Origin of the sequence: Rhizobium phaseoli, assembly GCF_010668805.1 — a bacterium.
Classification (GTDB): Bacteria; Pseudomonadota; Alphaproteobacteria; order Rhizobiales; family Rhizobiaceae; genus Rhizobium; species Rhizobium phaseoli_A.
Window position 1 is genome coordinate 191,668 of sequence record NZ_WUFT01000006.1, and the last position, 12,433, is coordinate 204,100.

The 12,433-nt window shown below is 60.3% G+C and carries 12 protein-coding genes; 8 read left to right on the forward strand and 4 right to left on the reverse strand.

Features of this window, described 5'->3' with window-relative positions; translation table 11 throughout:
• Positions 1-154: 154 nt before the first annotated feature.
• The 3 genes from GR197_RS11460 (at position 155) to clpA (ending at position 3,671) form a co-directional block, all read left to right on the forward strand.
• Positions 155-526: a phasin family protein gene (locus GR197_RS11460; protein WP_164009429.1), complete on the forward strand. Its 372-nt coding sequence runs from the start codon at positions 155-157 to the stop codon at positions 524-526.
• Between the two features lie 291 nt (positions 527-817).
• On the forward strand, positions 818-1,168 hold the full coding sequence (clpS, locus tag GR197_RS11465; protein ID WP_007628652.1) for an ATP-dependent Clp protease adapter ClpS: 351 nt from the start codon (positions 818-820) through the stop codon (positions 1,166-1,168).
• A 10-nt stretch (positions 1,169-1,178) separates the two neighbouring features.
• On the forward strand, positions 1,179-3,671 hold the full coding sequence (clpA, locus tag GR197_RS11470; RefSeq protein ID WP_164009431.1) for an ATP-dependent Clp protease ATP-binding subunit ClpA: 2,493 nt from the start codon (positions 1,179-1,181) through the stop codon (positions 3,669-3,671).
• Between the two features lie 96 nt (positions 3,672-3,767).
• On the opposite strand, the gene GR197_RS11475 is transcribed toward clpA, so the two are convergent.
• The 4 genes from GR197_RS11475 to GR197_RS11490 form a co-directional block, all read right to left on the reverse strand.
• The gene (locus tag GR197_RS11475; RefSeq protein ID WP_164009433.1) at positions 3,768-4,199 is read right to left on the reverse strand and encodes an HIT family protein; all 432 of its coding nucleotides are present in this window, start codon (positions 4,197-4,199) and stop codon (positions 3,768-3,770) included.
• Between the two features lie 113 nt (positions 4,200-4,312).
• Positions 4,313-5,503 carry a GNAT family N-acetyltransferase gene (locus GR197_RS11480; RefSeq protein ID WP_164009435.1) on the reverse strand — a complete coding sequence of 397 codons (1,191 nt, stop codon included), beginning with the start codon at positions 5,501-5,503 and terminating at the stop codon, positions 4,313-4,315.
• Between the two features lie 77 nt (positions 5,504-5,580).
• Positions 5,581-6,300, reverse strand: coding sequence for a glycerophosphodiester phosphodiesterase (locus tag GR197_RS11485; RefSeq protein ID WP_164009438.1), 720 nt, complete (start codon positions 6,298-6,300; stop codon positions 5,581-5,583).
• Positions 6,297-6,767, reverse strand: a complete 471-nt coding sequence (locus GR197_RS11490; protein WP_164009440.1) for a RidA family protein — start codon at positions 6,765-6,767, stop codon at positions 6,297-6,299. Before GR197_RS11490 ends, GR197_RS11485 begins: the two co-directional genes overlap by 4 nt.
• 136 nt (positions 6,768-6,903) lie before the next feature.
• On the opposite strand from GR197_RS11490, the gene GR197_RS11495 reads away from it, so the two are divergent.
• The 5 genes from GR197_RS11495 to GR197_RS11515 all read left to right on the forward strand — a co-directional run bounded on the left by GR197_RS11495 (position 6,904) and on the right by GR197_RS11515 (position 12,334).
• On the forward strand, positions 6,904-7,740 hold the full coding sequence (locus tag GR197_RS11495) for a cell envelope integrity EipB family protein (RefSeq protein WP_164009441.1): 837 nt from the start codon (positions 6,904-6,906) through the stop codon (positions 7,738-7,740).
• Between the two features lie 203 nt (positions 7,741-7,943).
• Positions 7,944-9,020 carry a toxic anion resistance protein gene (locus GR197_RS11500; RefSeq protein WP_164009443.1) on the forward strand — a complete coding sequence of 359 codons (1,077 nt, stop codon included), beginning with the start codon at positions 7,944-7,946 and terminating at the stop codon, positions 9,018-9,020.
• A gap of 14 nt (positions 9,021-9,034) precedes the next feature.
• A complete protein-coding gene (locus tag GR197_RS11505; RefSeq protein ID WP_164009445.1) occupies positions 9,035-10,603 on the forward strand; it encodes a vWA domain-containing protein in 1,569 nt (522 codons plus the stop codon).
• 7 nt (positions 10,604-10,610) lie between these two features.
• A complete protein-coding gene (locus tag GR197_RS11510) occupies positions 10,611-11,228 on the forward strand; it encodes a 5-bromo-4-chloroindolyl phosphate hydrolysis family protein (protein WP_164009447.1) in 618 nt (205 codons plus the stop codon).
• A complete protein-coding gene (locus GR197_RS11515) occupies positions 11,228-12,334 on the forward strand; it encodes a substrate-binding domain-containing protein (RefSeq protein ID WP_164009449.1) in 1,107 nt (368 codons plus the stop codon). The genes GR197_RS11510 and GR197_RS11515 overlap by 1 nt, the downstream gene beginning before the upstream one ends.
• Positions 12,335-12,433 lie beyond the last annotated feature (99 nt).

The following is a 12,433-nucleotide window of genomic DNA, read 5'->3' on the forward strand; positions in this document are numbered from 1 at the left end:
GCAAAATCCGTTAAAGACGTACGTGCCCCGGCGCGCATCCTTTGTTTTATTATTGCCATACAACCCATAGGAGTGCTGCAGCGCACAAGACTACTTGACTATTTGTGCGTCGCAGCTACCCTGCCGCAATCCCACAGCCCAACGGAGGACGGTCATGTTCAACTTTGACGATGCAAACAGGAAGAGCAAGGAAGCCGTCGATACGGCGCTGAAAACCTATTCCGACACGACCAGGGGCTTCCAGGCGATTGCCGCCGAGGCCACGGACTATTCGAAGAAATCCTTTCAGGACGCGGTGACGCATTTCGAAACCCTGGCTGGCGTCAAGAGCTTCGAGGCCGCTTTCGAACTGCAGAGCAACTACGTCAAGGCATATTTCGAAGGCTTCGTCTCCGAGACCACGAAGCTCAGCGAGATGTATGCCGATCTGGCCAAATCCGCCTACAAGCCTTATGAAGCGCCGATCGCCGCTGCCGTCGCCAAGGCCACCAAGCCGGCGCCGATTTCGACGCCTGCAGCCGCATGAACTGATTCTGCAGGCGCAACCTGCGCTACATATTGAAAAATGGGGACCGGCTACGCATCTGTAGCCGGTCTTTTTGTTTCCACTTTCGCCGCAACGCCTCCATGGGATCGGCCGGGGACTTTTTTGGTCTTTCCCGTGCATGCCGGCCATTTCTTGATTGCAGTGACTGACAGGGGGCTTAAAATCGGCCTATTATGAACTAAGTTAGTGTTTCAGATATTCGGCGGGAAAAGCACCCTCCCATGCTCCGCCGGATTGCTTGAGGCCGGATTGCTTGAGGAATGAATGACAATGATCGCAAAGCCGATCCGGATGCAGAATGACGGCGAAAGGAACGGGGAGAACGGAAATCGAACCTCGGTCATCACACGCACCAAGCCGAAGACCAAGAAGCCCAATCTCTACCGCGTACTGCTTTTGAATGATGACTACACTCCCATGGAATTCGTCATCCACATTCTGGAGCGTTTTTTTCAAAAGGATCGTGAAAGTGCCACCCGCATTATGCTCCATGTCCATAACCACGGCGTCGGCGAATGCGGAATATTCACATACGAGGTAGCGGAAACGAAGGTCAGCCAGGTGATGGACTTCGCCCGGCAGCACCAGCATCCGCTGCAATGCGTCATGGAAAAGAAGTGAGGATCTGAACGTGCCAACATTTTCGCCTAGCTTAGAGAAGGCGCTCCATCAGGCACTGACCTTTGCCAATGAGCGGCACCACGAATATGCGACGCTCGAGCATCTGCTGCTCGCCCTGATCGACGATGCCGATGCTGCCGCGGTCATGGGAGCCTGCAATGTCGATCTCGACGCGCTGCGCAAGACGCTCGTCGAATATGTCGATAATGAACTTTCCAATCTGATCACTGGTTATGACGAGGATTCGAAGCCGACCTCCGGCTTCCAGCGGGTCATCCAGCGTGCCGTCATCCATGTGCAATCGTCCGGCCGCGAAGAGGTGACCGGCGCCAATGTGCTCGTTGCGATCTTCGCCGAGCGCGAAAGCCATGCCGCCTATTTCCTGCAGGAGCAGGAGATGACCCGTTACGATGCCGTCAACTATATCTCGCACGGCATCGGCAAGCGCCCGGGTGCTTCGGAAGCTCGCCCCCCGCGCGGCGCCGAGGACGAAGCCGAAAGCAGCAAGCCGACGGCCCGCGGCGGCGAGGAAGAGGGCGGCCCAAAGAAGCAGCAGGATGCGCTCAAGGCCTATTGCGTCAATCTCAACGAGAAGGCCAAGGGCGGCAAGATCGACCCGCTGATCGGCCGTCACGCCGAGGTCAGCCGCACCATCCAGATCCTGTGCCGCCGTTCGAAAAACAATCCGCTTTACGTCGGTGATCCCGGCGTCGGCAAGACGGCGATCGCCGAAGGCCTTGCCAAGCGCATCGTCGAAGGCAAGGTTCCCGAAGCGCTGGCCGATGCGACGATCTTTTCGCTCGACATGGGCACGCTGCTTGCAGGCACCCGTTACCGCGGCGATTTCGAGGAGCGCCTGAAGCAGGTCGTCAAGGAACTGGAAGAATATCCGGGTGCCGTGCTCTTCATCGATGAGATTCACACGGTGATCGGCGCCGGCGCCACCTCGGGCGGCGCCATGGATGCATCGAACCTTCTGAAGCCGGCTCTATCGTCGGGCGCGATCCGTTGCATTGGCTCGACCACCTACAAGGAATATCGCCAGTTCTTCGAGAAGGACCGGGCGCTGGTTCGCAGATTCCAGAAAATCGACGTCAGTGAGCCGTCGATCGAGGATGCGATCGAGATCATGAAGGGCCTGAAGCCCTATTTCGAAGAATATCACCACCTGCGCTATTCGAACGATGCCATCAAGTCGGCCGTCGAACTGTCGGCCCGCTATATCTCCGACCGCAAACTGCCGGACAAGGCAATCGACGTCATCGACGAAACCGGTGCGGCCCAAATGCTGCTGCCGCCGTCGAAGCGCCGCAAGCTGATCACCGAAAAGGAGATCGAGGTGACGGTCGCGACGATGGCGCGCATTCCGCCGAAGACCGTCTCCAAGGACGACGAGGCGGTGCTTGCCAATCTCGAAAAGGAACTGCGCTCGGTCGTCTACGGCCAGGATATCGCGATCGAAGCCCTTTCGACCTCGATCAAGCTCGCCCGCGCTGGCCTTCGTGAGCCGAACAAGCCGATCGGTGCTTATGTCTTCTCCGGTCCGACCGGCGTCGGCAAGACCGAGGTGGCAAAGCAGCTGGCATCGTCGCTCGGAGTCGAGCTTCTGCGCTTCGACATGTCGGAATATATGGAGCGGCACACGGTGTCGCGCCTGCTTGGAGCGCCTCCCGGCTATGTCGGCTTCGACCAGGGCGGTCTCTTGACCGATGGCGTCGACCAGCACCCGCATTGCGTGGTTCTGCTCGACGAAATCGAGAAAGCGCATCCCGACATCTACAATATCCTGCTGCAGGTCATGGACCACGGCACGCTGACCGACCATAACGGCAAGAAGATCGACTTCCGCAACGTCATCCTGATCATGACGACGAATGCGGGCGCCTCGGAAATGGCCAAGGCCGCGATCGGATTCGGCTCGTCCAAGCGCACCGGCGAAGACGAGGAGGCGCTGACCCGCCTGTTCACGCCGGAGTTCCGCAACCGTCTCGACGCGATCATTCCTTTCGCGGCGCTGCCGACGGCTGTGATCCACAAGGTCGTACAGAAGTTCATCATGCAGCTGGAGGCCCAGCTTTCCGAAAGGAACGTCACCTTCGACCTGCATGAGGATGCGATCGCCTGGCTTTCGGAAAAGGGTTACGACGAGAAGATGGGCGCCCGCCCGCTTGCCCGCGTCATCCAGGACACCATCAAGAAGCCGCTGGCCAATGAGATCCTCTTCGGCAAGCTGAAGAAGGGCGGCGTCGTCAACGTCACCGTCGGCCCGAAGGAGGACGGCAAGCCGGGCATCGTGCTGGAAGCCATACCGGAGACGGCGCCGATCAAGCCGAAGCCGGAGGCTGAAGTCACCCATCCCGAAGCCGACGACCACGGTGATGGCGAGCTGAAGACGAAGGCCGCCCCCAAGACCCGCGCCAAGGCGGTCCCGCAGGCCGAGCCTGAGGTCCGCGACGCGCCCAAGAAGGGCAGTGCGGTTCCGAAGGTCCCACGCAAGAAGTGAGCTTTCGTCATTGAATTGGAAAAGGCCGCGTCATCCGCGGCCTTTTTCGGTTTATGCTCTTTCCATTGCCTCTGCCTCGCGTCGGCAGGGGCGATGTCAGGCCAGTGCCGCCCTGATCTTTTCGGCATGGGCGGCCAGCACGGCGCCATTCTCCATCTTGCCGGAATGCGGCTTGAGTGCGGCGCCCTCGTGGCGCGGGATGATGTGGAAATGCAGATGAAACACCGTTTGCCCGGCCGCCGGTTCATTGAACTGGGCGATGAACACGCCGTCGGCATCGAAGACCTCATTGACCGCTTTGGCGACCTTCTGGACGACGGTAATCGCATGGGTGAGGGTGGCGGGATCGGCATCGAGAAGATTGCGCGACGCCGCCTTCGGCACGACAAGCACATGGCCCGGCGCCTGCGGCATCACATCCATGAAAGCGATCGTATACTGGTCCTCGTAGACACGGTGCGAGGGGATTTCGCCGCGCAGGATCTTGGCGAATATATTGTTGTCGTCATAAGCGGCCGGATTGGTCATCGCGAAATCTCCTCATGTCCTCAAGCTTTTTGTTTTGCATGTCGTTATCCCGGAACCGCTGCATACTTCCGGGCGACATGCCGTGATCGGGTAACGCGGCCGGCAGGGCGACGTCAATCCTCCTGCTGGCGCTCGCCCTTGCGGAATGGGCTGTGCTCACTCAGCAATTCGCTCATCTGTTCGACATCGGCGCGCTCGCGGGCGAGATAATCGCCGATCGCCCGGCGAAGCCCGGCATGGGCGACATAGTGGGCCGAATGCGTCGTCACCGGCAGGTAACCGCGGGCGAGCTTGTGTTCGCCCTGCGCTCCGGCCTCGACCCGTTTCAGCCCTTTCGAAAGCGCGAAGTCGATCGCCTGGTGATAGCAGACCTCGAAATGCAGGAAGGGATGCTCCTCGATGCAGCCCCAGTGACGGCCGTAGAGCGTATCGCCGCCGATGAAGTTGATCGCGCCGGCGATATAGCGCCCGTTGCGTCTGGCCATGACCAGCAGGATGTCGTCGGCCATGCGCTCGCCGATCAGCGAATAGAATTGGCGGGTGAGGTAGGGCCGGCCCCATTTGCGGCCACCGGTATCCATATAGAATTTGAAGAACTGGTCCCAGATGCCTTCCGTCAGATCGCCGCCGGTCAGCCAGTCGATGCTGATGCCGTTTTCGAGGGCAGCGCGGCGCTCCTTGCGCAACGCCTTGCGTTTGCGCGACGCCAGCGTTTCGAGAAACTCCTCGTGATTGGCGTAGCCCTCATTGATGAAATGGAACTGCTGGTCGGTGCGGTGCAGATAGCCGTCCATCTCGAAGACGCCGATCTCCTCATCCGGTACGAAGGTGATATGGGCCGAGGAGACACCGAGCCGGCGCACGACCTCCTTCAGGCTTTCGGCGATCGCGCTCTGGATCGGCAGCCGCTGCAGTCCCTCGGCGACAAGCAGACGCGGCCCCGTCGCCGGGGTGAACGGGATCGAGCATTGAAGTTTGGGATAATACCGTCCGCCGGCCCGCTCGAAGGCATCGGCCCAGCCATGATCGAAGACATATTCCCCCTGGCTGTGGTTCTTCAGGTAGCCGGGCAGGGCGCCGATCAGTTCGCCGCCATCAGTCTCGAGCAGCAGGTGATGGCCGAGCCAACCGGTCTCGGCGCTGGCCGAACCGGACTCTTCCAGCGAGGACAAAAAGGCGTGCGAGACGAAGGGGTTATAGGCAAGCGTCGGGCAAGTCTTCGACGCCCCGGAAAGCCTGGACCAGCTTTCCGGGGAAATCGCGGTGAAGGAGTGTTCTACGCGAATGGATAGTTCATCGGTCATGGGCAGATACGAAGCCTGTGGGAAAATAGTCTCGGCTCTGTCTCAATCTGCGCATGATCTTGGCCAAAAAGCGAGCGTCAAACCGCCACACGCGGGTCGAAGCCTTCGAAGGTCATCTGATCAGCGTTTGCGGATGTACGCCGGCGCGCCTCGTCGTCACGCACCGTCCAGGTGATGACAGGAATCCCCTTTTTCCGTTCGCCGGTAATGAACGCATTCGGCAGATCGTCATAATGGTATGAGATGAAGTCGAGACCGATCTCCATCGCCTTCGCATGCGCCTCGAATTCCTCCGGCGTGTTGCCATTGGCCGTCAGCCCAAGCGGGTAGGCTGCGTCAAGCGTCTTCAGATCGCGCAGCAGCCAGTGGTCGAAGCTCATCAGCGCCACCTTGCCCTCATAGTCCTGAAGCACTTCGAGGACGGCTTCGGCGAAACCCTCATCGTCGGCCTCGCGGCCCTTAAGCTCCAGCACCAGCGGCACCTTGCCTTGGACGAGATCGAGCAACTGGCGCAGCGTCGGCACCTTATCGGCTGTGCCGCCGACGGCGATCAGTCCGAGTTCCCTGGAGGTGCGCTCGCGGATGTCGCCGCTGAGATTGCAGAGCCGCTGCAGGTCCTCGTCATGAAAGACGACCGGCACACCATCGGAGGCGTAATGCAGATCACATTCGATCGCAAAGCCCGCTTCGACGGCGCGCAAGAAGGCCGAAAGCGTATTTTCCCAAACGAGTTTGTTGAGATCGTGATAGCCGCGATGAGCGACCGGCAGGTCCCTGATCCAGGCAGCATTGGTCATTCTGCGATTTCCATGATAGCATCGATCTCGACAGCGGCATTGAGCGGCAGGGCGGCCATGCCGACGGCGGCACGCGCATGTTTGCCGGCCTCGCCGAGCACGCCGGCAATCAGGTTAGAAGCACCATTGATGACGAGATGCTGCTCGACGAAGTCGGGCGCCGAGGCGACGAAGCCGTTCAGCTTGATGACCCGCCGGATGCGGCTGAGATCACCGCCAAGTGCCGCCGTCGCCTGGGCAAGGATGTTGATGGCACAGAGTTCGGCGCCACGCTGGCCCGCGGCAACGTCGACGGTCTTGCCGAGATGGCCCGAAACGGCGATCTTGCCGCCTTCGAGCGGCAGCTGACCGGAGATGTAGAGAAGATTGCCGCTGATGACATAGGGAACGTAATTTGCAGCAGGTGCTGCGGCTTCGGGCAGGGTTATCCCCATCTCAGTCAGGCGCTTTGCAATTTCATCGGACATTTTCGTCTCCGCTTTTGTTGTCAATTCTTCAAAAATTATGCATCAAGACTAGAATCTTTAATATGACAGGTTCGAGCCTCGATTTGAACGAATGCGTTCTTATAACATCGCGACCGAGTCCAACAGGAGTTAATGAATGTTCCGATCGAGTCTTGTCGCTCTGCTTCTCGCCAGCGTTTCCGCCAATGCATGGGCGGCTGCGCCTGCGGTAAGCGCTGCGATCGCGACCGGCCTCGTCGCACATCGCGCCGTCTACGATCTGGAACTGAAGGACGCCTCGGACCGCTCCGGCATCGCCGGCATGTATGGTCGCATGGTTTATGAGTTCGACGGCAGCTATTGCCAGGGCTTCACCACCAACTTCCGCTTCGTGACGCAGATCGACACCGGCGACAGTGTCCGCGTCAGCGACCAGCAGACCAAGACCTTCGAGAATCTCAAGGACGGCCAGTTTACCTTCGACACCAAATCCTTCACCGACGAACAGCTCGACAAGGAGGTCAACGGTGCGGCTCAGGATCAGTCGGATGGCGTCAAGGTCGATCTCAAGCAGCCGTCGAGCCGCGAGCTGCAGCTCGCCGAAAGCCGCTTTCCCACCGAACATATGCTCGATGTGATTCAGAACGCCAAGGACGGCAAGCGCTTCTTCGAGGCCCGCGTCTTCGACGGCTCGGATGACGGCGACAAGTCGCTGGTGACGACGACGATCGTCGGCAAGCAGGAGACCCCTGTTGCCGAGGAGGCCGACGCCGGCAATGCCGGCGCCTTCTCCAAGACCGCCTTCTGGCCAGTGACCATTGCCTATTTCAACGAGAATGCGAAATCCGATGCTTTGCCGGTCTATCGCATGTCCTTCAAGCTCTACGAGAACGGTATCACCCGCGACCTGACGATGGATTACGGCGATTTCGTCCTGACCGGCAAGCTCGCCAAGCTGGAGCTGCTAGACCGCAAGGCCGAGGTTTGCAAGTAAGCTTGCACAGCGTTTCCGGCTGTCATAAAACTGTATCATAAAGTTCATTATTGTGCGGCGACCAGCGATGATTGAGTCGTCTTCCGTCGTCCTGCTTTTCGGGTCGGTGTGATCCTAGCGGCCAGTCCATCGTGACAAGGCCTGTTCATTGCGAAAATGGGCCTCCAGACGATTACCTGCCGCAAGCCTGGAAAGCTCGACCGATGGCCGATACCGATCTAGCGACTGTTCAGAACGCCGCCCTGCCGGTTGCCGCCGCCGATCCGGCGGAAATTGCCCGCATTTCCGATAGCATCAATATTACCGATCGCGCCGGCATCTCGGTCTATGGCGACCGTGCCCAGCAGGCGGTCAGCGACTATGCCGACCGGATCCTGCGTGAGGTCCGCAACAAGGATCTGGGTGAGATCGGTCGCCTGCTGAGCGACATCATCCTCAAGTCCAAGGGCCTCGACCCGGCATCGCTGAAGGATAAGGGTTTTCTCAGCCGTATCTTCCTCTCCGCCAAGGCACGGCTCGAACGGTTCAAGGCGGAATTCGAGGACGTGGCCGGCCAGATCGATCGAATCGGCCTGGAGCTTGATCGTCACAAGGATACGCTGCGGCGCGACATCGCGCTGCTCGATGACCTGCATGAGGAAACCAGGCAGTCGATCATGCGGCTTGAGGCCTATGTCCAGGCCGGCAAGGCTTTTGCAGAGCGCTTTCGCAGTGTCGAGCTGCCGAGGCTGAAGGCTGAAGCCGAGGCAGCCGCGACTGGCCCCGGCGGCGGCATGCTGGAAGCGCAGACCTATCAGGACAGCTTGCAGGCGCTCGACCGGCTGGAGAAGCGGGTTTTCTACCTGCAGCAGGCTCGTCAGCTCGGCATTCAGCAACTACCGCAGATCCGCATCGTCCAGGCGGGCGACGAGACGCTGATCGAGAACCTGCAGGCGACCTCGGCGCTAACGGTGCCGGCCTGGAAACAGAAGATGGTGATCCTGCTCGGGCTGACGCGGCAGAAATCGGCGCTTGAGCTGCAGAAGGCGGTGACCGACGCCACCAACGACATGATCCGCCAGGCATCCGAGATGATGAAGGATCAGGCGATCGCCATCGAGCAGCAGTCGCAGCGCGGCATCGTGGATATCGACACGCTCGCCAAGGCCAACAGGGATCTGATCGACACCATATCAGGTGTGCTGCAGGTTCAGGAGGAGGGGCGCCGCAAGCGGGCGCAGGCCGAGCAGCAGATGGAGCAGATGACGATCGAACTCAAGACGGCGATGACCCAGGCGTGATCGGCAGGACGACGATGCGAGCACTGCTTTCAGGCCTGGCGCTTTTTGCCGCTCTGGCCCTTGCCGGCTGCAATCCCTTCGGCAAGGGGCCGGAGTTCTCGATCGTCTCCGGATCGGAGAATACCGTTCTGCAGCCGATCGTCGAGGAGTTCTGCAAACAGAAGAATGCGACCTGCACCTTCAAATATGAAGGCACGCTCGATATCGGCCTGGCGCTGCAGAGCGACAAGGGCGTCGAAGAGGATGCGGTCTGGCCGGCCTCCAGCGTCTGGGTCGACATGTTCGACACCAAGCGCCGCGTCAAGAGCCTGACTTCGGTCGCCCAGACGCCGGTGGTATTGGGCGTGCGCAAGTCGAAGGCCGAGCAGCTCGGTTGGATCGGCAGGGATGTGTTCATGAATGATATTCTGGCGGCCGTCGAAAACGGATCGCTGAAATTCCTGATGACCTCGGCGACGCAATCCAACTCGGGCGCCAGCGCCTATCTTGCCATGCTGTCGAGCGCACTCGGCAACAAGCCGGTGATCGAACCCGGCGATCTCGACGACAGAGGTGTCCAGGAGAGCGTCCGCTCGCTGCTTTCAGGTGTCGTGCGCTCGTCCGGCTCTTCCGGCTGGCTTGCCGATCTTTACGTCCAATCCGCTGGCAAGGGCACGGTCTATGACGCCATGTGGAATTACGAAGCGGTGCTGAAGGAAACCAACGACAAGCTTGCCACTTTGTCTCAAGAGCCGCTTTACGCGATCTATCCGGCCGATGGCGTCGCCATGGCGGATTCGCCGATCGGTTTCGTCGATCATGGCCGCGGGCCGGAAGTTCAGACCTTCTTCAACGATCTGCTCGTCTATCTCGGCTCCGCCCCCGTACAGCAGCGCATTGCCGATACCGGCCGGCGCATTCCGCTGACCGGCGTTGCCGCAAAGCCGGAACCAGGCTGGAATTTCGATCCGACCCAGCTGGTGACCGCGATCCGCATGCCGGAGCCTGGTGTCATCCGCCAGGCGCTCACCCTTTATCAGGCAGCACTGCGCAAGCCGTCCCTGACCGCGCTCTGCCTCGATTTTTCCGGCTCGATGCAGGGTGACGGCGAGGACCAGCTGCAGAAGGCGATGCGTTTCCTGCTGACGCCTGACGAAGCGAGCAAGGTGCTGGTGCAATGGTCGCCTGCCGACCGGATCATCGTCATTCCCTTTGACGGCAGCGTGCGCAACACTTTGATGGCAAGCGGAAATCCGCTGGAGCAGCAAGGGCTGCTGAACGAGATTTCCCGGCAGAAGGCCGATGGCGGCACTGATATGTATGCCTGCGCCGAACGGGCCCTCCAGCAGATAGCCGGAACCAACAGGCTCTCGACGTATCTGCCGGCGATCGTCATTATGACCGACGGCAGGTCCGACGATCGAAGCCGGGCCTTCATGAGCGAATGGAACGCGATGGAGCCGCATGTGCCGATCTTCGGCATCACCTTCGGCGACGCCGACAAAACCCAGCTCGACAGCCTTGCCAAACAGACATCGGCGCGCGTGTTCGACGGCGGTTCGGACCTCGCCACCGCCTTCCGCACCGCACGTGGCTATAATTAGGACGGGCATGCGCAACTGGCTCGGCAATGACGGCAACTGGATCGTGGCGGGACTGGCGGCGGCAATCACCGTGCCCCTGCTCAGTCTTGTCGCCGGCATGCCCTTCTGGATCGCCGTCATCATCGCCCTTCTGGTCTTTGCCGGACTTGTCATTCTGCTCGCACCGCGCCGGCTGTTCGAAGGCCTCGATATCAAGAGCATCGGCAGCGGCCGCATCGCCTTTGCTCGCGACCTGCTGGAGGCCGCGATTCCCTTCGCGCAGAAGCTGGAGGCCACAGCCGATACGATCAACGATCGAAAGACGGCAGACACAGTCCGCCATCTTGCCGAAATCGCCGCCGATGTGTTTCGCAAGGTCGAGGCCAAGCCCGAAAGCGCCAATGCCGTACGGCGATTCCTCTCCTATTATTTACCGCGTGCCGCCGAGGTGGCGGAAGGTTTTGCCGTCATCGAGGCCAAACGCGTTCCTGACCTAAAGCAGCTGGAGGAAATCCGCGCCGTGTTGGTCAAGCTTGAAGAGGCCTTCGTCCATTATGCCGACAGCCTGATCGACGAGGCGCTCGGCACGCTCGACACCGATCTGCGCCTCATCCAGGCATCGCTCAAAGAGGATATCGGACGCTGATGGCTCTTTCTCGCCGCGCTTTTGGAGTGGGACTGCTCGGAGCCGGCATCGTCGGCACTGGCGGTTATTTCGCCGTCAAGGACCGGCCCGAACTGCAGAGACTGCTCGGCGCCCGCACGATGCTGTTCGGCTTCGTCGGCGGCGAGAAGGAGGCGTTCCTCTCCGACCCCGACGTCATCAGGGCGCTTGGCGGATACGGATTGACGGTGGACAGCCGCGTTGCCGGCTCCGTCGAGATGGTTCGAGAACAGGCGCTGCTGTCGCAGCATCCGCAATTCCTCTGGCCGTCCTCCTCGATCATGGTCGATATCGCCAGGCAGAACGGCATCGGTATCCGCAACGACCGCGTTGTGCTGAACACACCGATCGTCGTCTATTCCTGGCAGCCCGTGGTCGATGGGCTGATCAAAGCGGGATTGGTCACGGTGACCAATGAAGGCCATCATCAGCTCGACCTCAAGGCGCTGCTTGACGCGATCCTTGCCGGTGCCGACTGGTCGAAACTCGGCGTCACCTCGCTTTACGGCCGCGCTCGGATCGTTTCGACCGATCCTAACCGCTCCAATTCCGGCTTCATGTTCGCCGGCCTCGTGCTCAGCCTTTTCAGCGGCAATGTCGCGACATCAGGCGATCTTGCGACGTTCGGCCGCAAGGCGCTGGCGATCTTCCGCAACATGGGCTTCAAGTCACCCTCCTCAGGCAAACTTTTCGACCAGTATCTGGCAGGCGGCCTCGGCGGCGAGCCGATGATCGTCGGTTATGAGAACCAACTGGTCGAATGGATACTTGCCGATCCCGCGCGCTGGGAGCGCATCAAGGGAAGCGCAGGCGCAAAGCCGGTGGTGCTCTATCCGCGACCGACCGTTTATTCCGCGCATCCGCTAATCGTCGTCGACGAGAACGCCAACCGGCTGATCGAAGCGTTATCCAGCCCGAAGCTGCAGGAGCTGGCCTGGACGAGACACGGCTTCCGCGGTCCGCTCGGAACCGCCACCGGCACCGCAAACAGCGCAATCGGCAGCCTGTTGCCGGCTGAGGTCGATGCCATCCTGCCGATGCCTGACGCCGGCGCCATGCTGTCGTTACTGACGATGCTGGCAAGCTGAGCGACCGCATGCGAAGGGCGGGACAGCGGCTGAATTTCTCGGCATAAACCTTGTTGATATGCCGTTTGGAATGTTTTCCTTGCTTTTATTCCAAACGGA

Bases quoted from the DNA above. Each gene is read 5' to 3' on its own strand.
- GR197_RS11460 (WP_164009429.1), top strand. From the start codon at position 155: ATGTTCAACTTTGACGATGCAAACAGGAAGAGCAAGGAAGCCGTCGAT.
- clpS (WP_007628652.1), top strand. From the start codon at position 818: ATGATCGCAAAGCCGATCCGGATGCAGAATGACGGCGAAAGGAACGGG.
- GR197_RS11475 (WP_164009433.1), bottom strand. From the start codon at position 4,199: ATGACCAATCCGGCCGCTTATGACGACAACAATATATTCGCCAAGATC.
- GR197_RS11480 (WP_164009435.1), bottom strand. From the start codon at position 5,503: ATGACCGATGAACTATCCATTCGCGTAGAACACTCCTTCACCGCGATT.
- GR197_RS11485 (WP_164009438.1), bottom strand. From the start codon at position 6,300: ATGACCAATGCTGCCTGGATCAGGGACCTGCCGGTCGCTCATCGCGGC.
- GR197_RS11490 (WP_164009440.1), bottom strand. From the start codon at position 6,767: ATGTCCGATGAAATTGCAAAGCGCCTGACTGAGATGGGGATAACCCTG.
- GR197_RS11495 (WP_164009441.1), top strand. From the start codon at position 6,904: ATGTTCCGATCGAGTCTTGTCGCTCTGCTTCTCGCCAGCGTTTCCGCC.
- GR197_RS11500 (WP_164009443.1), top strand. From the start codon at position 7,944: ATGGCCGATACCGATCTAGCGACTGTTCAGAACGCCGCCCTGCCGGTT.
- GR197_RS11505 (WP_164009445.1), top strand. From the start codon at position 9,035: ATGCGAGCACTGCTTTCAGGCCTGGCGCTTTTTGCCGCTCTGGCCCTT.
- GR197_RS11510 (WP_164009447.1), top strand. From the start codon at position 10,611: ATGCGCAACTGGCTCGGCAATGACGGCAACTGGATCGTGGCGGGACTG.
- GR197_RS11515 (WP_164009449.1), top strand. From the start codon at position 11,228: ATGGCTCTTTCTCGCCGCGCTTTTGGAGTGGGACTGCTCGGAGCCGGC.